Below are 22,905 nucleotides of genomic sequence, written 5' to 3' on the forward strand. Positions count from 1 at the left end.
ATCCTATCGCTTTTTAAACATGGCAAGCATGCGATCTGTAACCAAATAACCACCCACAACATTGACTGTTGCTAGCATTACTGCAAAAGCACTTAACCATGTAGCCATCTCATTAGATTCTCCACCTGCTAAGCTCAATGCACCGACAACGGTGATACCAGATATCGCATTGGCACCAGACATCAGTGGTGTGTGCAAGGTAGCGGGCACTTTTCTAATAAGTTCAAATCCAACGAAGATGGTTAACAATAAAATTAACGATAAATAAATAGCTATCATTATGCTGGCTCCACAGTTTTTTGATTTAATGATTCAGCCATAAGCGGAGTCAAGGTAGTTAATTCAATCTCTGAGTCTTTAATAGATGCCACATCTAATGGTGGCAAATGAAGAAATTTACGGATGGTCTCATTGGTAATATGACCTTGATGAGTTATGACAGCGCTTTTCAGAATGTCATCGTTTAAATCAATCTTCAGTTGATTCGATTCTTTGTTCCAAAACTCACTAACCAAACTCATAAGGTTGTTAGCGTACATTTGTGAGGCATTGAGTGGAACTTCATTGGACCAATTACCAGTGCCAATAATTTTTACTCCGTAAACAGAGTTCGTTTTACCCGCTATAGAACCATCAACATTACCACCGCTTAACGCAGCCATATCGACGATGACAGATCCTGGTTTCATCAAAGCAATTGTAGATTGATTGATAAGCTGTGGCGGTTTACGACCAAATAATTGTGCTGTAGTGATTACAATATCTGATTCCGCAATGCACTTTTCTTGCGCTTGTTGTTGTATTTTAATCTGTACTTCAGTTAACGCTTGCGCATATCCTTGCGCAGTTTGACCCGTCTCACCTAAATCAATATCTAAAAATTTTGCCCCGAGTGAACGCACTTGTTCTGCCACAATTTCTCGCGTATCAAAAGCGGTGACTGCAGCGCCTAAACGTTTCGCTGTCGCTATAGCCTGTAGCCCAGCAACCCCTGCGCCGATAATAAAAACCTTGGCTGGTTTAATCGTTCCTGCGGCCGTCATCATCATAGGCAAAATGCTATGTAGTTCAGCAATGGCTTTGGTCACCATGACGTAGCCCGCAAGGCTTGCTTGGGAACTTAAGGCATCCATTTTTTGACAACGAGTACTTCTTGGGATCATTTCCATACTCAAACTTGTAATCTGTTGGCGACATAACAAATCGGTATAACCGCTATCATTAAATGGGTCTAAAAAACTAATAACAATTTTATCGCTGATATTGTCAATATCAGCTTCAGTTAATGGATTAACTGACAAAATAACATCAGCTAACGATAAAACTTGTTGACGATCAGCTAATACACTCGCACCAGCATTAATATATTCTTCATCTGAAATATGAAGGCCTTTTCCAAGGCCTGATTCAATAATAACGTCAGCGCCTAAATGCTTGTATGCTTTTACATTTACAGGCATTAATGCGCAACGCCGCTCATTAGCTGTCGCTTCTCTAACACAGGCAATGGTTGCCATATAATTGTCCTCATCGTTAAATTAATGATGCAGTTATCCCTCCGACATGTTCAATGTCAGATAAGGTCAAGTGTGGTGATAAACCTGCTGACGGCCGCCAGCAGGTTATTAAATCAAGTGAGGTTTACTTATGTACCTCAGCGTTAACGCAGTGTCTTAACTTCGATATGGTCCATATCGTCAAACTCTTGGTTTTCGCCGCCCATCGCCCAGATAAAGGTATAGTTTGATGTACCAACACCACTGTGAATAGACCAACTTGGTGAAGCTATTGCAACTTCACTATCAATAGGTAATGTACGAACTTCAGTAGGCTCACCCATTAAATGAAAAACCTTCTCTTCTTCAGGTAAATCAAAGTACATATAGACTTCAGTACGTCTGAAGTGTGTGTGTGGCGGTTTAGTGTTCCAGACACTGCCTTTTTTAAGCTCTGTAATCCCCATCACAAGCTGACAGCTATCTACAATACCAGGACGAATAGATTGAAAAATGGTCCGTTCATTAGAGGTTTCTTGTGAGCCGAGCTCTATAAACTTGGCTTTACTTTTTGGTACATGTACCGTTTTAGTCACTCTATGAGCAGGGTATGACACTAAATAAAACTTAGCAGGCTCAGCTGAATTATTTGATGAAAATATTATTTTTTGGCTTTCTTTGGCAATATATAAACTATCGCGGTTCGCCATAGCATATGAAATACCATCAACCTCAACAGCACCTTCACCACCAATATTAATAACCCCAACTTCTCGGCGCTGGCAGAAATAGTCAGCAGCAAGTTCTTTATGTGTTGGTAGTTCGATTGCTTGTGCTAATGGTGTTATTCCACCAATAACTGCGCGGTCAACATCGGTATATGTAAGGTTTATTTTACCGCCTTCAAACAAAGGAGCTGTGGTAAATGCCTCACGTAATTCGTCATTACGCATTGTTTTGTAACTTCTAATGTCTGCCGAGAACATAAAATCCATAATGAATCCTTAATCATGCTTAACTAGTTTATTTTAGAGAGAACTGAGACCGCAACAGCGAGGCAACTCAAGCACTCAAAGTTATTAACAATATACTTCATGTGAATTGGTAATGCCACTTTACCAGTGTGTTTTTTTGAAAAAAAATGACCCATATTTAGGCCATTTTTCAAAAATATATATCACTCATTAAAGAGCTAAATAAACCCCTTTAACATTTTGATTTCTATATTCGATTGTTGTTGGTTTTTGACCTGGAATAAACTCTATCGCCGCGTAACCACTGGTCATTTCAATAATGCTACTCCCCGTTGGTGTTCCTTGATTCTCAATTAACTGTCCATGGCTGGTCATATTAAAAAAATAACTACGTTTATTATAATCCAGTACACGATTACCTTTAGTATCTACAGCTTGTGCTTCAATCAATACATTGCCATTAGATAATGGTTTAGAGGATAGCTTTATTTGGGCTATTTCCCCGTGTGAACCAATCAAATAGTTAACATTAAGAGTATCTTTAACTTCGACACCATTAGCAGTGCGCCCATGGACTCGTAAGGTATTTTCACCATTTTCAAAAGGAACCTGCCACACCAAACCGCCAGCAGGGAATTGTTCAGCATCACGCTTTTTTTTCCCTAAACTTTTATTATTTAATGATAGTTCTGCAGTCTCGGTATTACAGTAAACGGTGACCTTTTGCCCTTCTTTTGGTCCATTTCTATGTGTCCAAGTTTTAGATTCGATATAACAAAATGGCTTAGTTGACCAATGGCTGGCAAAAACATAATAAGCATCTTTTGGATTACCGTTACGATCAACTAAGCCTTTTTGATTCATATAAGGAATAGGATTCTCTGGTCGTAATGGTGTACCGAAGTCTTTAAAGGCCCATTGTGCATTACCTGCAAAATTATCGGTATTTTCAGTCACTATGGTGTGCCAATCAAATAAATCTACCGCATAATTTTCATTCCAATCGCTATCTTTAGCGACACTTTTAACAACGGCTTGATTCATTGCTTCATCAACACTGACTTGCGCCCCCTGCATACCATCTTTACTAATCGGGGTTTCGGTATGGCGCCCTACATGGCTTGATGCACCATACTCCATATGTAAAAAAGTGGGATATTTCTGCATCGATGACTTTATAGCATCTGCATACTGGCCGTAAGATCCACCATACCAACCAGCCCAAATAGAAGGTGAAAAGGCATCAACGATATCTGCACCAGGATAATATTTACGTATCGTGGTAATACGGCTGGGATCGAGCTGCTTGGTTAATTGATTAAGCTTTTCAAGGTATGGTGTAATTTTAGCCGGATCACCACCGCCTTCAAAATCTTCTTCCCAATACATCTCATTCCCTAATGACCAAAATGCGATACTTGGCTCATTACGGTTTTGTTTGATTTGTGCTTTTAATAAATATTCAGTATTGCTTTTCCACTCATCGCCGCCAATACCTCCACGACACCACGGCAACTCATCCCAAATAACCAAACCCAGTTCATTAGCGGCTTTGTAAACTTCAGGATCCTGAGGGTAATGCCCTAAACGGACAAAGTTAGCTCCCATATCTTTAATTTGTTGCATATCTTTATAATGCAATTTGTTGGATAAGGCGGCCCCTATCCCTGCATGTTCTTCATGCCTATGGGTACCACGGATAAGCATTTTTTCACCATTGACATAAAAACCTTTATTAGGCTTCATTTCAAACCAGCGATAACCTACAACTTGATTAATTGTTTGTAGCTCTTTGTCATCGGCTGTTAACGTTATTGCTAAGTTATAGAGGTTAGGAGCAGCAGGAGACCACAATTGAGGCTTATTGATTTGATTCAATGCTTGGCTAACTTGCTGCTTCCCTAAGCGTAAATCAACCTGTTGATTTTGTGATAAAACCTCTGTACCCGATGGATCGGTTAACGAATAAGTTAATTTAACAGTCTGATTATGTTCAGCATCAATCTCAGAAATAATCAAGGTATCCGCAGTTTCGGTAGAGACTTTGGGCATATCCACCTGGACACGACTAATAAAGTTTTGTGGCAATGTTTTTAACCATACATCACGAGTTATGCCACCGTGTATAAAGAAGTCAGACTTCTGAGATGGGATCAAGTCTCGGTTATATTCATTACTGGCGCGGACGAGAATTTCGTTATCGCCCGTTTTGCTTAAGAACCGGGTAATTTCAACATCGAACCCTACATATCCACCTATGTGTTCAAAGGCTTTTTCACCGTTAACAAAAACCTCAGCCTGCATATTTACCCCTTCAAAATACACAACAAAGCGATTATTAGTATTTTTAGGTAAAGTGAGGGTTTTACGATACCAACTCGCATCACGGCGGTACCCAGGCATCGAATCGACTGTATCGGTGGCATTCCATGTATGCGGTATCACAACAGTTTGCCATTCAGAATGCTTCAATGCTTCTGATACACTTTTTACGTTACTTTCTAGATATTGCCAGTCACTATTTATAGTAATATTTTGTGCATTTGAATAAAAAGAGAACATTGCCGCAAAGCTTAATACAATCGCTTTTAATGCTGGTAATGACACTAGGTGTTTAATGTAATTCATCATCTTTTCCTTAGCGTGCCATCCATCCGCCATCAACCAGCATAATATGTCCGTTCATGTAATTAGCTGCTCGTGACGATAAAAAAACTGTTGCGCCAGCTAAATCTTCCGGTTTGCCCCAAACACCACTCGGTATACGATCAGTAATACTTTTTAAGCGAGCCTCATCTTTTCGAATATTGACAGTATTGTCAGTTTCAAAATAACCGGGTGCAATCGCATTAACCTGAATATTATGTGCCGCCCATTCATTGGCTAATGCTTTAGTAATTTGTGCTACACCGCCCTTACTTGCTGCGTAAGCCGGTACTGTAATACCACCAGAAAAACTTAATAAAGAGGCGATGTTAATGATTTTACCGGAGCGCTGCTTAAGCATATGTTTGCCAGCTTCACGGCAAAATTTAAATACCCCGTTTAAGTTAACGTTGATGACTTCGTTCCAATCTTCATCTGTAAATTCATGGGCAGGCGCGCGCTTAATGGTACCGGCATTATTAACTAAAATATCAACACGACCATACGCTGCTACTGTGGTTGCAACAGTTTGCTTAATTTGTTCAGAATCAGCTTGATTACAACCCAGTGCCAAGCACTCAATACCTTTGCTTTTAAGTTGTTCAATGGTGGTAGCCACATTTTCAGCTTTAGAGCCTACCGCAACAACAACCGCGCCAGCTTCACCCAGTGCAATGGCCATAGCTTGCCCCAAACCTCGACTTGCACCAGTGACAATCGCGACTTTGTTTTCTAAACCAAATTGTTGTTGTAAATATGTATTCATTGCTTATTCCTACTAATCTGAAATTAATGATAAAGGTGAATATTTAACACATTAAATCAACCCTAAAACTTGAGGTAAAAACTCACTAATTGCAGGGAAAATTGTCACAAGAACCAATGCTAAAACCATTGCTGCATACAAAGGAAGAATAGGTTTAACGACTTGACTGATGGGCACTTTACCAATACTACAACCCACAAATAACACGCTCCCAACTGGTGGCGTACAAAGACCTATGGATAAGTTTAAAATAACCATAATGCCAAAATGTAAGGGTGATATACCTAGGCTTTCTGCAACAGGTAAGAAAATAGGGGTAAAGATAAGTACTGCAGGCGTCATATCCATAAACGTACCAATAACAAGCAAGGTTAAGTTTATAATTAATAATATGATTAATGGATTTTGTGATAGCGCTAATAAAGACTCGCTGATTGTTTGTGGAATTAATTCATAAGACATTAACCAAGACATTGCTGAAGATGCGCCAATCAGTAACATCACTATTGCAGTGGTGTTAACCGCCTTTAGTAAAATTGGAAAAAGGTCTCTAACACTCAATTCACGGTAAAAGACCAGTGACAATGCCAATGAATATAATACCGCTAATGCGCCGGCTTCAGTAGGCGTGAATATGCCGCCAATAATGCCACCAATAATCAAAAAGATAAGGAACAAACTCGGCACAGCACCAAATAGTGCAGGCCAAAAAGGTTCAATACTTTCTGCAGACAGTGGTTTAATTTTCTTTTTTGTCACATAGATAAAACAGGCAACAATTAACAGTAAAGTCACCAGTAAGCCAGGCAAGTATCCTGCAATAAACAATGCAGCAATTGATACGCCACCAGATGCTAGAGAATAAATAATTAAGATATTACTTGGTGGGATTAACATACCAGTTGTCGCCGCTGTTACCGTGACTGCAGTACTAAATGGTTTATCGTAGCCTTCTTTTTCCATGGCTGGGATCATAAAGCCACCAATAGCAGACGTTGCAGCAACAGCCGAACCTGATATAGAGCCAAAAAGTGCGCAAGATATCACATTCACAAAAGCAAGTCCGCCTGGGAGACGCCCGACCAAAACTTTTGCAAATGCGATAAGCCTCGCCGCAATTCCGCCTTGACCCATTAAATATCCTGACAGAATAAAATAAGGTATGGCGAGTAAAGCAAAACTATCGATACCAGCAGTCAAGCGCTGCGCAATTGTGGTTAACGCTGGCAAAGTATCTATGGTGGTTAACATCGTCACTAGCGTGGCAAAAATAATCGCCAGTGCAATGGGTAAATTAATAAATAGCAGTAGAGCAAAGATGCCGAATAAGATAACAGCGGTCATTATGAAAACTCCTTTGTTGCCATTTGCTGATCAGCATTAATAAAAAAATAACTGCTATATAAAAGGAATAACAACCCGCTTATAGGTAAAACGATATATATCGCAGCCATGGGAATATTTAATACCGGCGATTCCTGCCCCAGTAACCAGGTAAGATAAACTAAATTAGAGCCACCAATAATTAATACTGATATGGCAAATACCGCGACTAAAAAGCAACATAATTTGAAAACAAAGCGTGCTTTAGCTGCTGATAACTTACTAACAAAAAGATCAAAACCTAAATGACTGTGCTCTCTATAAGCAAATGCTCCACCTAATAGGCTTACCCATATCAATAAAAATCTAGCCACCTCTTCAGTGAAGGAACTTGGCTGAGGTAAAATGAACCTTGTGAGTACTTGCCAAGTAACATCTAACACCAGTAACGCCATCATTGAGGCTAACAATACCCTCAAAACAACATCACTTTTTAATACAGCTTGTTCGAGTAACTTCATTGTTGTTCCCTTAACGCTTTGATACTAGCAACCAATGGCTCAAGTGCAGTCCCTTTTAGTTGTTCGTATATTGGGGCAACACTTTTTTGAAAATGAGATTTATCAGCGGTAATAACTTCTACCCCAGCTTCTTTTACTTTTTGTAATGACATTGCCGTTGATTCTGCCCACAAGCCTTTTTGGTAAATGCTGGCCTGTTCCATGGCTTGATTGAGCCAGTATTGTTGCTGTTTGCTAAGGCTATTCCACATATGTGTGCCGATCACAACCACATCTGGAATTGATGTATGTTCATCCAATAAATAATATTGACTGACTTCATAATGTTTGGAGTAGTAAAAACTAGGGGGATTGTTCTCAGCACCTTCAACAATGCCTTGCTGTAATGCGGTATATAACTCGCCCCAACTCACTGGTGTAGCTGCGGCGCCCATGGTATTAACCATGTCGACTGCTGACTCACTATTCATCACCCGAATCTTCAAACCTTCAAGGTGTTCAGGTGTTATGACTTTGTCTTCAGTGGTGTAAAAGCTGCGGCTTCCCGCATCAAAATAGCCTAATCCTTTGATTCGATAAGCCACACCTTCATCTAACAATGTTTGCCCTATCTCACTATTAAGCGTTTGCCAGAAATGCTCATGATCGGTAAATAAATAAGGCAAACTAAAAATTTCCATTTGCGGTACAAACGCTTCTAAAGAACTTGCAGACACTTTTGTCATTCCTAAGCTACCTATTTGAAGTAGCTCTAAAACCTCACGTTCAGAACCAAGTTGCCCAGATGGATAAATGACTAATGACATTTCTCCACTAGAAACGTCATTAAGCACTTCATTCATATACACTACCGATTTATGAACCGGATGCTGCATATCTAAACCATGTGAAAATCGAATAGAGACTTTATGAGTTTGCTTGTCTGCACAAGATGAAAGCACAACCGTAGCCACAATGAAAAGCAGCATATGAACCATAGGAAAAAGCTTCATATTGCCTCCTTCAACAATGAAATTGATTTATCAATAACCGCACCTTTATACATAATGACGGTACTGGCACAAGACTGAGCATCTACAATCGATTGGGATAAAGATTTATTTTTAGATTTAGCTGCGAGGTAGGCACCATTAAAAGAGTCACCCGCAGCAGTCGTATCGATTGGCGATAATACTGCATCGAGTGGGTAGAAATATCGTTGATTATCAATATAAACATGGCAACCATTGTGGCCGTTTTTAACAACAACCTCATTGACGCCAGCTTGGCTCCAACGTTGGATACAATCATCAATGGAATGTTCGCCATACATTAAACATTCATCATCAAAACTGATTAATCCTATATCTGTCAGGCTCCTCATTTTATTAAATATGCTGACAGAATGAGAAAAATCGGGCCAATTATTAGGTCGATAATTATTATCAAAAGCGACAATGCCGCCCGCTTTTCTATATTGATTTAAAAAAGCAAATAAGGTCACTAAATCTTCGTTAGAATAAAGTGATAAGGTGATACCACTGAGGAATATGACGTCATAATGAATTAAGCTATCCAGTACTTCTGGGTAATCAGAAAGTAAAGTTCGAGCTGCTGAATTTTCACGCCAATAATTAAAATATCGCTCGCCATGCTCATCATTATTAATCACATAGAGCCCTGGAAGTTTGTTATCATTAATTTTAACTTGCTCAGTGCCAACACCTTCTTGTTGCCATTGTGAAAGCATTTGTTGACTATAAATGTCGTCACTGAGCACAGTAAAATAATCAGCATGGCCACCACAGCGAGTTAAATAGATAGCGGTATTTAATGTATCGCCGCCAAATCCCATCTTATACTGACCATTAGCTTGCTTACTTAATTCCACCATGCACTCGCCGATCACTGCTACTTTCAACATACCCTTCCTTAGCTATTACAAAGCCCTTGCAAAATTGGTCATGCCACCTTACTATCTTTCCATACTAACAAGTTATTTATTTGTAACGCAACTGTAAACTGACTGTATTTGCAAAAGTTGTTATCCCTAAACAGGACAACCTTTGCTAGAATACCAATGCTACTGATGCTTATTGAGAAAGTTCTGGCGAAATGTCGCACAGAGTTAAGGAAAACTATGGAATTACAAGCAATAAAAACTGACCGACTATACGTGAAAGTGGCCGCTCAACTGTCAAAACTAGTTAGTGATGGCATAATAGTACCTGGTGACCGATTACCTTCTGAACGAGAGTTAGCTGAAAAATTAAATGTCAGTCGCCCTACAATCCGCGAGGCAATGATCGCGTTAGAATTATCAGGTATTGTAGAAATCAGAACGGGGTCAGGTATTTTCGTCAATGAGAAGAAACCTTTTATCACTTCCGAAGATAAAGGGGTTGGTCCGTTTGAGATATTACAAATAAGAGGCATCATTGAGTCAGAAGCTTGCTCAATTGCCGCAAAACATATTTCTGATGAACAAATCAAACAATTGAAAGATACGATTGTTGAAATGGAAGAAGAAGAAAAACGCCCAGATAGCTCTGAAAAAGCGGATTGGAAATTCCATAGTATTATTGCTGATGCCACTCAAAATAGTGCCATTACTTCCATTGTCAATTGGCTATGGGAATTAAGAAGTAAATCAGATTTAAGTTCTGCCTTTGCCCAAAGACTGCGTGCAGAAGGTGTCCACCCTTCTATTCAAGATCACACTGATATTGTTGAAGCATTGGAAAAACGTGATGCAGAACAAGCTAGAATTGCGATGAAAAAACATATTGAGAATGCAACAGAAGCTGCTGCGACTTATTTTGATAATGACCCATTCAGTAATATCAAACTTTAACTCAATAATTGAGGTAGTGTAACTACCTCAATTACTGACTGATATAACATTCATATCAATTATATCGCACCTAAATGCTTAAAATAGACAAAATCATATCAACCCGCCGATACAACCTGCCGTTACACTAGACTTCCTCAACAGATTAAATGTCAAATCTTAGTGTAATAAATCACCCGTTATACCAAGCTAGATAATTAACATTCTAACGTTAACGTTTTTTTTAATGCTTGCTCTATACCTAGGGTATGAATCGCTGTTAAATGTTTTTCAACAGACGTGATAAATAACTCATTTTCTAATATAGCTGCAGAACAAATACCTGAATCTCGTAATATACTATGCACTTGCTTACATTCATCATCAGCATGTTGAGTTGCTAATTGAGTTAACTCTTTTGCTAGTGGATCAACTACATTAAAATGATTACCTTCACTGTCTCGCCCTTCTAAAAAGCAGCACCATGACGCTAATACAAAGGATATCAAGCGAGACTGCTTACCATTTTTAAGTAAGGTATCTAACGGCTTCACCAGTCTTTGTGACAACTTTTGTGAGCCATCACAGGCTACTTGAGTTGTCTTATAAGGCACCCTCGCATTAGCAAAACGCACTAAAATAGTGTCGGCATAACTTGCTAAATCAATACCCGGCACATCATCCAATGTCGCTAATAATTCCGTTTGTAATGCTTTTACAAACTGTAAGCAATATTCATCTTCAATTGCTTGATGGATATATTCATAACCTTTTAAAAAACCGATGTAAGCAAGTGTTGAATGAATGCCATTAAGTAATCGTAACTTCATATCCTCGTAGGCCTCAACATCATCAACAAATAATACACCTACACTGTCCCATTCAGGCCTATCATTGATAAAATTATCTTCTATAACCCATTGTTTAAAGGGCTCAGTTATCACTGTACTATGATCAACTACGCCAAGCGTTTGAGATACAAAATCGATATCTTGTTGTGTGGTTGCAGGGACTATCCTATCAACCATTGAGTTACAAAAACTGACGTTTTCTTGTATCCATTGGGCGACTTTTATATCTACTCGTTGCGCAAATTGTAATACAACCTTCTGGGTTACTCGGCCATTAGCGGGTAAGTTATCACAACTAATAATGGTTAATTTATCATCGTTAAGCATACGCACTTTACATGCCGCGACTATAAATCCAACCAACGAGCAAGGCTGCGAAAGGTTAGCTAAATCATGTACTATCGCTGGATTAGTGAAATCGAGGTTTTCACCGGTTTTATCACGGCAATAGCCTTTCTCTGTCACCGTTAAAGTGACAACTTTAGTCTTTGATTGAGCTAAAACATTAATGACTTTATGCGGTTCTTCAGGCGCAACCAAAACATCACTAATAGCCCCAATTATTCGCAGCTTATCCTGTTGGGAACTACAACGCTCAACCACGCTATAGAGGTTATCTTGCGGTGCCATAGCATTGCGAATATTTGCAGAACGTAAACTAACAGCGGTAATCTTCCAACGATCTGATTGATTGAGTAAATCATCAGTAAAAACCGCTTGATGCGCACGATGAAATGCCCCGATACCAATATGAACAATACCCACTGTACTACTTTTATAGTCATAGCTTGGTTTAGTAATTCCTGACTTAACGGAATTAAGAGTATGATTAGAAAGCAATTCATCCATCATAGTTTGTAAGCCTGTTTAACAAGTGTGTAAGTTAAGTCGTATGCTATTTGTTTAGCTTGTGGCTCAGTTAAACGATGCTCTGCCACCAATTGTGCTAAAAAGGCGCAATCCATCCGCCTTGCTACGTCGTGTCTCGCTGGAATTGACAAAAATGCACGTGTGTCATCATTAAAACCAACAGTATTATAAAAACCCGCAGTTTCAGTTGTTTGCTCTCTAAATCTTCGCATTCCTTCAGGGCTGTCATTAAACCACCAAGCTGGGCCTAGCTTTAATGCGGGATAATGACCAGCCAAAGGCGCTAACTCACGAGCATATGACGTTTCATCAAGGGTAAAGATAATTAGACTAAAGTTTGGATTATTACCAAATCGATTGAGTAGTGGTTTTAAGTTTTGAACATATTCGCTGGCAACCGGAATATCAGCCCCTTTATCTCGGCCAAATTTATCAAATAATTGTTGATTATGATTACGATGAACACCTGGGTGGATCTGCATGACTAACCCATCATCTAAACTCATTAAAGCCATTTCAGTTAACATTTGAGCGCGAAAACAATCAGCATCTTCAGCGTCAAAGGTACCTGTTCGTATTTGCGTATATAACAGCTCTTTTTCAGCCTTTGATAGATCAAGTGTACGTGCACTTAAGTGTCCATGATCAGTCGATGTCGCGCCCATTTCTTTAAAATATGCACGACGTTTATACAAACTCATTAAGTAGCTTTCAAAAGTATCTAGTGGCTCATTGGTCAATGTTGATAAGCGCACTAAATTAGCCTCAAAGCCCTCAAATTCAGGATCGATAACATTATCAGGCCTAAAAGCGGTAATGACTTTACCTTGCCAACCACTTTCTTTAATTGTTTTATGATGCGATAAATCATCAATTGCAGACTCTGTCGTTGCAATCACTTCAATATTAAAGCGTTCAAATAAAGCCCTTGGTGTGAACTCTTTTTTTTGCAATGACGCCGTAATATGATCATAAAAAGTATCGGCCGTTAACTCTGATAAATCTTCATGTAAATCAAAGACATTTTCAAAAACATAATCCATCCACATTCGAGTTGGAGTACCTAGAAAAAGATAGTAATGAGTCGCAAATAAAAGCCAAATATCTTTAGGTTCGACCTGACTTTTACTACCATCAGCAGTAAAACCCAAAGCTTCCATGCTAATACCTTGACTGTGAAGCATACGCAACAAGTAATGGTCAGGTTGTATTAGCAATTCTGTCGCATTGGAGAAGCACTGGTTTTCAGCAAACCAGCGAGGATCTGTGTGTCCATGAGGGCTAACTATAGGTAAGTCTTTTATGTCAGCGTAAAGACGCTTTGCAATGTTTCGCTGCTCAATGTCTGAACTAAATAGCCTGTCCGGATGTAATAAATTCTGACTCACAAATCCTCCTTTTTATTATTTTTTAAATTGTGAAATTGCATGAATTACGCCGCGCAACTCTGCTAGCCCTTTTAAGCGACCTAAATACGAATAACCTGGTTTAACATCGGGTTGCGACGCTTCATCCTCTAATAAGTGTCCGTGATCAGGTCGCATAGGGATTAAAGCATCTCTATCGCCTGCTATTTTTCTTCGATTTTCTTCTGTTAATAGAGCATCTATTAAGCCAACCATATCATTATCACCATCGAGGTGTTCGGCTTCATAAAATGAACCATTAGGCTCACGAACCACATTTCTGAGATGAACAAAATGAATTTTATGCCCAAACTCACTGACCATATCAACAAGATTATTATCAGCCCTAGCTCCAAAGGAACCAGCGCACAGTGTTAAACCATTTGCAGGACTATCAACTGCAGATAAAATTTTACGAACATCTTCTTGAGTTGATACAACTCGAGGCAACCCAAAAAGTGAAAATGGTGGATCATCAGGATGCACACATAAGTTAACACCACTTGTTTCTGCTACAGGGACAATTTCTGCTAAAAATGCGATAAGATTTTGTCGTAAGCCTTCTTCACCCAACTCAATGAACTCAGCAATAGCAGTTTTAATAGATTCCCGATTGTATGAACCTTCGCCGCCAGGTAAGCCCGCAATGATATTTTTTTCAAGTAAGGCGATTTGAGCTGTGCTCATTTGTTCAAAATAATTACGAGCTTCTTCAATAAGATCTGCGTTATAACTTACTTTGGCATCTGGACGCTTAAGAATAAATATGTCGTAAGCGACAAAATCGACCATATCAAAACGTAATGCTGAGCCTGTATTCTCGAGTAAGTAGTCTAAATTTGTTCTTGTCCAATCCACTACAGGCATAAAGTTATAACATACGGTGCCAATACCCGCTTTACCGACATTAATAATGGATTGCTTATAGTTCTCAATTAACTGTAAAAAATTACCTGTGCGAGTCTTGATATCGTTATGTACCGGTATACTTTCAACAACACTCCATGTTAATCCAGCACCTTCAATTGCTAGCTTACGAGATAACAAATTAGCCATTGGCCAAATGTCACCCGTTGGGATCTCATTCAAGGAGCTGACAATCCCTTTCGCTCCAGTTTGTGCCACTTTACGAAGAGAAATAGGATCATTTAAATCAAACCATCGCCATGTTTCTAACATTAATATCTCACTATATAATCGGTAAATTGGTAAGGCCACCTACCTATTTAACCAAAACAAAAAGTTAACAGCAAGTTATTTTTTGAACAATCTAGTTGCTCACTTATAACTTAATCAAAGTGAAAACCTAAAATATTAAAATAGTAATCCTAAAAAATTAAATAACATCTAAAAATTAGCATTAAGCACTAGTCAGTTAGAGTCCCTGAAATTAAAGGTTAACTATCTGATATAAAAGATGAGTTACATTTTCATAGTTGAACTAGTTTTTGAATATAGAATGAATAAATCAATTTTATAATAGGCTTAGACGGTCCATTAAAATAACCAACTACCCGCTATAAATACTACGAACCCATTTTGTAAGCTGAGAAAACAAATGTTGAGGCAACTAGCGTTAACGACAACTCACATGCAATACCAGCGTTAGTAACAACAAATAAACTAGCTTATTAAGCAGGGATCAGCTTAATGATACTTTCTAGTAAACTAGTTCTTTAGTGGTTAGACAAACAGATGTGTCATCGCAATATCAGAATCACCATGAAATTTACGCCAATCAATGAATTGAAAAACAGAATGCTCATTACAAAAGAAGTGGCGATGCTTAGTCAAGATAGCTAATTAAGGTGCACCTATTTACGCAAAAAAAAAGCTCAAGCAAATTGCTTGAGCTTTTTTATTAGCTAGTTTGCCCCTATTTGACCCCAACGCTACGAACCTGCTGGCATAACAAATAGAAACAACACGCTAGCGATTAGAATGGCATTTTCATTCCTGGAGGTAATTGCATACCGCCAGTGACTTCAGCCATCTTAGTTTTTTGGTTTTCTTCGATGCGACGTGCTGCGTCGTTGAATGCTGCAGCAATAAGATCTTCCAACATTTCTTTATCGTCTTCCATCAAGCTAGGATCGATGTCAACTTTACGAATGTTGTGTGAACCAGTCATGGTCACTTTAACTAAACCTGCACCCGCTTCACCGGTCATTTCAGTGCGTGCGATTTCTTCCTGCATTTTAGCCATTTTGTCTTGCATCATTTGGGCTTGTTTCATTAAGTTGCCCATACCGCCTTTTCCAAACATAGTCTTTTCTCTTAATTAGGTTATTAGCAAGCAGCCAAAGTGGGGCTAATCTTACTGAAAAAAAATAAATTGGCAATAAATCCGCGGTTATTGCTATCAAAGTTTTGACGCCTATAACGCTTTAGCTGTTTTATTGAACAGTTAATGCTGGAATTTGTTGCCCTATCGCCTGTAGCTTTTCAACCGGATACACTAAAGTATCTGGATTTAGCTGAGCCGCTAAACGAGTAAACATCCATTGTACTTTGTCATCATTAATTAAAGCGTAATTTGCATTCGCTAATAACTCTCGATGAAATCTTTTACGCAATTCAAGTGGGGTTTCATGTTGTGGATCAAGCCCAACCTGAATTTGCACCTTTGTGTCTTCGCCCAAAAGCTCCGATAAGGCAATTTGTAATTGCTCAATCGCCACTTCGGCGGATAAATGTTTTTGATCCGGTTTAAGTAATAACGGGATCGGATTGTCCAGTCGTTGGCATACCGAGTTAACGGCGAGCTGTCTTACCCTGCCGCCGATGCTTAACTGCGACATGATTTTGTACCAGTGTAAATCTAGGCTATCACCTGAGATTTCATGCTGACCGTTTAATGCCACTTCAGTCGATGCGTGAGTAACTGTTGTCTCAGCCACTGCGGTATTATTCTCAGTTGGCGCTATGGCAGTACGTGCATGCTGACGACTTCCCTGCTGCTCATGAACAGCGCTTGTTGGCACTGCAACGGCTGCTATTGTAGTGTGTGCATTGTCAGCTGCCATGTTAGTTGCTGCGCTATGGCTCACCTCAGGCTCAGTTGTTGCTATTGCAGTTGAAACTGAAGCTGCTGGCAATTCAGTGGGCTTTTCCCATGGCGGTCTATCTGTATCTGCTGCATCATTTACTGCACTGGTGTTTACTGGCGCGGTTACATCAATAATAGCATCAACTGTGGCGGTATTTTCAATCGGCTGCGGTTTCGCTTTAGGTGCAGGAATTTTAATACTTGGATTGGCTACCGCCTGTTGCTTTTTTGCTTGTTCACCTTCTTCGGCTAACGAATTTAACTCCGCCTTTAAAGAATCATTGGTAGCGAGCACGGCATCAAGTAACGCATCCATGTCACTTAAGTCAGTTTCTGTTGTATCTGCGGTTGTTTGCTCAGGCTTAGCTTGCGCGGCACCAGTTTGTTGAACATTAGCTTGCGGAGTCCTTGCTTCTGCCTGCTGATATTGATTGTGATCGTCATTATCAAATTCAGCATAAGATTCGTCACTTGCCTGAGCAAACTGCTCGTAAGCATCAATGGGCATCTCATTTGACGATGTTGTTGCTGTGACTGGCTGAGTTTCAACTGCTGGCGTTTCTACTTTAGGTGTTTCTACTCTAGGTGCTTCTACTGCAGCCGCTTCGACTGCTGGCGCTGCAATAACGCCAGTGTCAGCTGCTTGCGTTTCAGTCGCTGCTTGCTGATTAAAACCTAAACTGTCAGCTTGACTAAGGATAATGGCTTGCTCTGCGGCGATCTCAGGAGCAGCATTTAGATTATCGTCCTCAGCTGCGATGCTGGCAGTTTGTGGTAGCATTTTTGCCGCAGGCACCGCACTGCTATCAACTGCTGTATTGCTAACTTGGGCTGACTTAGTCGCCGTTGTTGCTTCATTGTCTGCAGCTAAAGCGCTAGTGTTATTTGTAGTTGTGTCAGCCTTCGAGCTAACCGGCGCCGATTTAACCGTTTCTGGCGTCACGGGTTGTGGCGTCAAAGAAATCGTTACTGGCTCATCGGTGTGCCAACGTTTAACGGGCTTTTCAGGTACAAATGCCACGGCTCTTAGTAGCGCCATTTCAAGACCTGATTTAGGATCAGGAGCAAAGCTTAATTCTTTGCGACCCGTTAACAATAACTGATAGTACAGCTGTACTTGCTCAGGGGTTAATTGCTGAGCAAAGGCTAAGATTTGTTCGCTGTATAACGACTGCTGCGCCGCGGCAGGCGCAAATTGCGTTAAGGTAATTTGGTGGAGTAATTCCAATAAACTGCGCAGCACTTCATCGGCATCAGCGCCAAAACTCAGCACTTGCTGGATGGTTTGCATTAAGTTAGCAATATCGGCATCACATAAAGCTTTTAGCAGCACTAAGACTTGCTGGGCATCAATACTGCCAAGCATGGTTTGCACCTGTTGGTGCATCACTTGGCCGCTACCAAAGGCAATCGCTTGATCGGTTAAGCTCAGGGCATCACGCATACTGCCGTTAGCCGCTTTTGCCAATAGCGTTAATGCTTGGGGCTCAAAGGTTAATTGCTCTTGAGCTAAGATAAAATCTAGCTGCTTAGTTATTTCATCTTGAGACAGACTTTTTAAATTAAATTGTAAACAGCGAGACAACACAGTCACCGGCAATTTTTGCGGATCTGTGGTGGCCAGTAGAAATTTCACATGCTCAGGCGGCTCTTCAAGTGTTTTAAGTAAGGCGTTAAAACTACTTCGAGACAGCATATGTACTTCATCGATTAAGTAGACTTTATAACGGCCTCTTGAAGGCTTATATTGCACATTATCAAGTAGCTCACGGGTATCATCGACCTTAGTTCTTGAGGCCGCATCCACTTCAATGAGATCAACAAACCTGCCTTGGGCAATTTCAACACAACTTGAACACACGCCACAAGGTGTCGAAGTGACCCCTTGCTCACAGTTAAGCCCCTTAGCAAATAGGCGCGCTAAACTGGTTTTACCCACACCGCGAGTGCCGGTAAATAAATACGCATGATGTAGTCGTTGCTGTGTGAGTGCATTTGTAAGTGCCAGTAGAACATGTGACTGCCCTACCATTTCTTCAAATTTGGCAGGGCGCCATTTACGGGCTAACACCTGATAAGACATGGAATTCCCCAAGCTTTAATGAAACGGGATGATCTAAATAATACCAATGGTAATTAATTGTACCCGAAAATAAAAATAACAATAGCATGCTCATCAATCACAGGCTATTGCTACTCTAAAAGGCTGGATAATTTGCTGAAGATTCAATCGATGCAGAGCAAAAATCAGGCTTTATTGAGTTAAGCTCAACAAAGCCGCTAACATATTATGCGTGCTTGGCTATTCGCCTTCAAACTCACATAAGGTCAATAACTCAACCCCTAAACCTTCTAGGCGTTTTTCGCCGCCGATATCAGGCAGAGAAATAACAAATGCCGCATGCTTAACTTCGCCGCCTAATTCACGGATTAATTTTACCGTTGCTTCAATGGTGCCGCCTGTCGCAAGTAAGTCGTCAATAACCAATACTTTATCTTCAGGGGTGATCGCATCTACGTGAATTTCTAAGGTGTCTTTACCGTATTCAAGATCATATGTTTGCGCAATCGTCTTTCTTGGCAATTTGCCCGGCTTACGTACAGGTACAAAACCAATACCAAGCTCTAATGCTAATGGCGCACCGAATAAAAATCCACGTGCTTCAGTACCAACAACTTTAGTAAAACCTTGATCTTTATAATGCTCTACAAATAAAGCGATAGTGGCTTTGTAAGCTTCTGAATCTTCTAAAAGGCTGGTGACATCGCGAAACATAATGCCTGGGATTGGGTAATCAGGAATAGCTTTAATACTGTTTTTGATAAGCGCTAAACGTTCTGAATTCATAGTCATATTAGATAATCTATTGTAAAAGGAATGGTTTAATAGCCGTCATTTTCAATATCATTAACTCGAAATTGAAAATATAGTTTCTGGCATATCACTCAATGGCAGTGATACTAAGCATGTTTTAAGATAGTTGCAACTAACGAGCAAATTAAAGGTAACTTTTAATCTAACTCTGGGATCTGCCACAAATAAACCAGTAGGCAACATAACATGCAAGCGAGCATCACTTTCACCCAAACTAATGGCACAATTAAAATGCTCACAACAAAGCTTAAGGTGGTCATTATCATGGCTTTTTTCTTCAGCCGTTTGTTGATTGCTCGTTTATCTTGCCAATCATTTAACGCCTCAGCAAACCAAGGATGAGTCATTAACCAGTGATGCATCCGCGTACTTGAGCGGGCAAAACAATAAGCCGCCAGCAAGATAAAAGGCACTGTTGGCAATAAGGGCACCACAATACCAATGGTGCCAAGCGTTAAGCACGTTAAACCAGTAATGAGGAACAAGCCTCGTTTTAACGCCATGTGACTCCAAGCCCAAATCAAAAAAACCATTCAATAGAATGGTTTTTGGATAACCGACTCTATGACTTACTAGAGCGGTATAATAACTGAGATTGGCAGTTAAATTAAGCCTGCAAGTCGCAAGGCAGATAGAGACGCAGGTAGCGTTGGTAACAATAAAACAAGAATAAAACCAATAAAATACATGATGTTAAATGGGTCTTTAAACGGATGACTCATAGTTTTTACTTCCTAACAGTAATGTTGGCCGCCTTACAGCAGCGTGAACTGGATCACAAAATTCGCGCTATTGTATGTAAAAAGACTTTTAATAAAAACCACAAATAAAGTAGGAGTTTTATCCACTGTTTAAGCCTGTGTTAACGAACAGATAACCCTTTTGTCGGCCAATTGTTGCAACATTTGCAAGCAGCCATTAGATAAGGTTTCTGGCGTCATTTGTGGGTAGGTCTCGGTAAGCCATGTCAATACATCATTAAAGTAACATTGCCCTGCTTGAGCAATATAGGCTAACACTTGGGCTGTTAATGGGTTTAACTTTAAAAAGTTAACTTCATCATGTTCATCGCGATAAACACAAAAGCTTTGCCCCTGCTCACTGGGCTCTGTGGGTTGGTAATCGACACTGATGTGCTGCACATCATATTGATATTGCGCCACAGTGGCGGTCACTGACAGCTTTAGCGGCAGCTCGGTAATTAAGTCTTTGGCAATCGGCAGCTCATTAACATCATCAAAAACAGTGGCAATATATAACTCTAACCATTCGTAATGCGCTAGCTCCAGCATAAAGGCAGGGTCGTAATCCGCAGGCTGATATTGAGTTTGCAAAAAAGAGATAAACTCTTGGGATATTTCAATAAATATGGGAGTTTTACAATCAAAGCTTACAAAAAACTGTTGAATGAGTTTGGTCCATGCATCATCAGTATAAAGACTTTTAAGTACCGGAAACGCGCCTGACACAAAGCCATTGATGTTATTGAAAAACAGTTCACGATAAACATTCATTCGCTCAAATGTCATGCCTTGTGGCAGTGGCTTGCTGGGATCACGAATATAATCCATAAAGGCTTGTTGAGTGTTAATAAAATCCATTAAGCACTCCTTTTGATTACTTTGGCGGCCTGTTGATAGCGATGAATTTGATTGATCTCTTGCAGTAATTCTGCAGTTTTGGGGATATTAAAGTCACGCTCTAATAATGTCGGAAACACCCCGTGTTGCTGATAACTCTGTTGCAGTAATTGCCAAACAGGATCAATCACATCAGCGCCGTGGGTGTCGACCATTAACTGGGCTGATTCTTCATAATGACCCGCAATATGCATATATTCAATCCGCTTGGTCGGCATTGAGCTGAGAAATTCAGCGGCATCATATTGATGGTTTATCGAGTTTACATAAATATTATTAACATCAAGCAGCAGCTTACAATCTGCCTCATCCAGCACAGCATTAACAAATTGCTGTTCACTCATTTGCGCCCCAGGTGCAGCGTAAAAAGACACATTTTCTAGAATAAACGGCCGCTCTAAAATATCTTCAACTTGGTTAATACGCTTTGCAACGTAGGTTACCGCTTCTTCGGTAAAGGGGATCGGCATCAAGTCATACATGTGGCCGCTACCAGAGCAATAACTTAAGTGCTCAGAATAGATATTGATTTGATGGCTATCTAAAAAGTGTTTTATTTGCTTAACAAACTCGGTATCTAACGCATGTGGGCTGCCAATAGATAAGGATAAGCCATGACAAAAGAATTCATGTTGCTCAGTCAGCTGCCTGAACTGTTTGCCAAACTTACCACCTAAGGTCATCCAGTTTTCAGGCGCCACTTCAAAAAAGTTTATTTCATCTGGCACATGCTGACAAAACTCATCAAGCATCTCTCGGCGTAAACCCAGTCCCACTGTTGCTTGTTTTGCCATAAATCACCTCAAACACACAATTAATCAGTTAAATTAATCAGTTAAATTAATGAAAGTTACCAACTAAAAAGGCCTGTATAACAGGCCTTATATTGGCGTAGATTTAATCGGCATGAAAGCTATAAAACGATTTCTGCTGCTAAATCAGCCTGCTAATAATCAGATTAATTATTTAGCACCACCACACTTACCTTCACCGCACTTGCCTTCTTTGGCTTTACCTTCAGCCGCTTTTTTCATTTCGCCGCCGCACTTGCCTTCACCACATTTACCTTCTGCGGCTTTACCTGCAGCTTTTTTCATATCGCCGCCACACTTACCTTCACCACATTTACCTTCTTTGGCTTTTTTCATGTCGCCGCCGCACTTGCCTTCGCCACATTTACCTTCAGCAGCTTTGCCTGCAGCTTTTTTCATATCGCCGCCGCATTTACCTTCACCGCACTTGCCTTCTTTTGCTTTTTTATCGCCGCCATCTAACTGGTAGCCTGAATTCATTTGCTCAAAACCAAATGGATTAGCCTCTACAGAGGTTGATACGCCAGCAGTTAATACGACTGCACCTAATGCCAATGCGACTGTTGTTTGCTTTACTGAGTTCATAATAATTTTCCTTTAATGTGAAACTTAATATTAGTGACCAACAACAAACAGTGCTGGCTTACAGATGAATAGACCTACAACTGGTTACTTTTATTTCACAAAAATTGATCTAAATCATCATTATTTTCAAAAAATGTTGCTAGATAACATTTCTAATGACTAAGGATAGAACAAAATATTTATCTATCAACTTGATATTAATGATTAAATATTCAGTTGTAGTGACAAGCTGTGAATTCAAACTTTTGAAATGAATTTGTATAAAAAATTAAACTCGCT

The 22,905-nt window shown here is 39.9% G+C and carries 20 protein-coding genes; 1 reads left to right on the forward strand and 19 read right to left on the reverse strand.

Annotated features, from left to right (window positions below; genetic code table 11):
• Positions 1-3: 3 nt before the first annotated feature.
• The 9 genes from BM739_RS15655 to BM739_RS15695 form a co-directional block, all read right to left on the reverse strand.
• Positions 4-279, reverse strand: a complete 276-nt coding sequence (locus tag BM739_RS15655) for an NAD(P) transhydrogenase subunit alpha (protein ID WP_076542271.1) — start codon at positions 277-279, stop codon at positions 4-6.
• Positions 279-1,517 carry an NAD(P) transhydrogenase subunit alpha gene (locus BM739_RS15660; RefSeq protein WP_083698197.1) on the reverse strand — a complete coding sequence of 413 codons (1,239 nt, stop codon included), beginning with the start codon at positions 1,515-1,517 and terminating at the stop codon, positions 279-281. Before BM739_RS15660 ends, BM739_RS15655 begins: the two co-directional genes overlap by 1 nt.
• Before the next feature lie 143 nt (positions 1,518-1,660).
• On the reverse strand, positions 1,661-2,491 hold the full coding sequence (gene kduI / locus BM739_RS15665) for a 5-dehydro-4-deoxy-D-glucuronate isomerase (RefSeq protein WP_076542274.1): 831 nt from the start codon (positions 2,489-2,491) through the stop codon (positions 1,661-1,663).
• Positions 2,492-2,680: 189 nt separating this feature from the next.
• Positions 2,681-5,101, reverse strand: coding sequence for a glycoside hydrolase family 2 TIM barrel-domain containing protein (locus BM739_RS15670; RefSeq protein ID WP_254843566.1), 2,421 nt, complete (start codon positions 5,099-5,101; stop codon positions 2,681-2,683).
• 7 nt (positions 5,102-5,108) lie between these two features.
• Positions 5,109-5,882, reverse strand: coding sequence for a glucose 1-dehydrogenase (locus BM739_RS15675; RefSeq protein WP_076542277.1), 774 nt, complete (start codon positions 5,880-5,882; stop codon positions 5,109-5,111).
• Positions 5,883-5,933: 51 nt separating this feature from the next.
• Positions 5,934-7,226 carry a TRAP transporter large permease gene (locus tag BM739_RS15680; protein WP_076542279.1) on the reverse strand — a complete coding sequence of 431 codons (1,293 nt, stop codon included), beginning with the start codon at positions 7,224-7,226 and terminating at the stop codon, positions 5,934-5,936.
• Positions 7,226-7,663: a TRAP transporter small permease gene (locus tag BM739_RS15685; protein WP_254843567.1), complete on the reverse strand. Its 438-nt coding sequence runs from the start codon at positions 7,661-7,663 to the stop codon at positions 7,226-7,228. Before BM739_RS15685 ends, BM739_RS15680 begins: the two co-directional genes overlap by 1 nt.
• A 59-nt stretch (positions 7,664-7,722) precedes the next feature.
• The gene (locus tag BM739_RS15690; RefSeq protein WP_076542282.1) at positions 7,723-8,718 is read right to left on the reverse strand and encodes a TRAP transporter substrate-binding protein; all 996 of its coding nucleotides are present in this window, start codon (positions 8,716-8,718) and stop codon (positions 7,723-7,725) included.
• Entirely contained in the window at positions 8,715-9,629 is a 915-nt protein-coding gene (locus BM739_RS15695) for a sugar kinase (RefSeq protein ID WP_076542283.1), read from the reverse strand. The genes BM739_RS15690 and BM739_RS15695 overlap by 4 nt, the downstream gene beginning before the upstream one ends.
• A 216-nt stretch (positions 9,630-9,845) precedes the next feature.
• Here BM739_RS15695 and BM739_RS15700 point away from each other — a divergent pair, with 216 nt between their 5' ends.
• Positions 9,846-10,559 carry a FadR/GntR family transcriptional regulator gene (locus BM739_RS15700; protein WP_076542285.1) on the forward strand — a complete coding sequence of 238 codons (714 nt, stop codon included), beginning with the start codon at positions 9,846-9,848 and terminating at the stop codon, positions 10,557-10,559.
• Positions 10,560-10,756: 197 nt separating this feature from the next.
• On the opposite strand, the gene BM739_RS15705 is transcribed toward BM739_RS15700, so the two are convergent.
• The 10 genes from BM739_RS15705 to BM739_RS15750 form a co-directional block, all read right to left on the reverse strand.
• Positions 10,757-12,241 carry a mannitol dehydrogenase family protein gene (locus BM739_RS15705; protein WP_076542287.1) on the reverse strand — a complete coding sequence of 495 codons (1,485 nt, stop codon included), beginning with the start codon at positions 12,239-12,241 and terminating at the stop codon, positions 10,757-10,759.
• Positions 12,238-13,647 (reverse strand): glucuronate isomerase, encoded by a 1,410-nt coding sequence (gene uxaC / locus BM739_RS15710; RefSeq protein WP_076542289.1) that lies wholly within the window; start codon positions 13,645-13,647, stop codon positions 12,238-12,240. Before uxaC ends, BM739_RS15705 begins: the two co-directional genes overlap by 4 nt.
• Positions 13,648-13,662: 15 nt before the next feature.
• The gene (gene uxuA, locus BM739_RS15715) at positions 13,663-14,844 is read right to left on the reverse strand and encodes a mannonate dehydratase (protein WP_076542290.1); all 1,182 of its coding nucleotides are present in this window, start codon (positions 14,842-14,844) and stop codon (positions 13,663-13,665) included.
• Positions 14,845-15,601: 757 nt separating this feature from the next.
• The gene (locus tag BM739_RS15720; RefSeq protein ID WP_076542292.1) at positions 15,602-15,931 is read right to left on the reverse strand and encodes a YbaB/EbfC family nucleoid-associated protein; all 330 of its coding nucleotides are present in this window, start codon (positions 15,929-15,931) and stop codon (positions 15,602-15,604) included.
• Positions 15,932-16,061: 130 nt separating this feature from the next.
• Positions 16,062-18,797 carry a DNA polymerase III subunit gamma/tau gene (dnaX, locus tag BM739_RS15725; RefSeq protein ID WP_076542294.1) on the reverse strand — a complete coding sequence of 912 codons (2,736 nt, stop codon included), beginning with the start codon at positions 18,795-18,797 and terminating at the stop codon, positions 16,062-16,064.
• Between the two features lie 219 nt (positions 18,798-19,016).
• A complete protein-coding gene (apt, locus tag BM739_RS15730; RefSeq protein WP_076542295.1) occupies positions 19,017-19,568 on the reverse strand; it encodes an adenine phosphoribosyltransferase in 552 nt (183 codons plus the stop codon).
• A gap of 158 nt (positions 19,569-19,726) precedes the next feature.
• The gene (locus tag BM739_RS15735) at positions 19,727-20,092 is read right to left on the reverse strand and encodes a YbaN family protein (protein ID WP_076542297.1); all 366 of its coding nucleotides are present in this window, start codon (positions 20,090-20,092) and stop codon (positions 19,727-19,729) included.
• 348 nt (positions 20,093-20,440) lie between these two features.
• A complete protein-coding gene (locus BM739_RS15740; RefSeq protein ID WP_076542298.1) occupies positions 20,441-21,190 on the reverse strand; it encodes a DUF2063 domain-containing protein in 750 nt (249 codons plus the stop codon).
• Positions 21,190-22,023 carry a DUF692 domain-containing protein gene (locus tag BM739_RS15745; protein WP_076542300.1) on the reverse strand — a complete coding sequence of 278 codons (834 nt, stop codon included), beginning with the start codon at positions 22,021-22,023 and terminating at the stop codon, positions 21,190-21,192. Before BM739_RS15745 ends, BM739_RS15740 begins: the two co-directional genes overlap by 1 nt.
• 168 nt (positions 22,024-22,191) lie before the next feature.
• Positions 22,192-22,626: a hypothetical protein gene (locus BM739_RS15750; protein ID WP_076542301.1), complete on the reverse strand. Its 435-nt coding sequence runs from the start codon at positions 22,624-22,626 to the stop codon at positions 22,192-22,194.
• Positions 22,627-22,905: the final 279 nt, after the last annotated feature.

Origin of the sequence: Shewanella sp. UCD-KL21 (assembly GCF_001957135.1) — a bacterium.
In the GTDB taxonomy this organism is placed as follows: domain Bacteria; phylum Pseudomonadota; class Gammaproteobacteria; order Enterobacterales; family Shewanellaceae; genus Shewanella.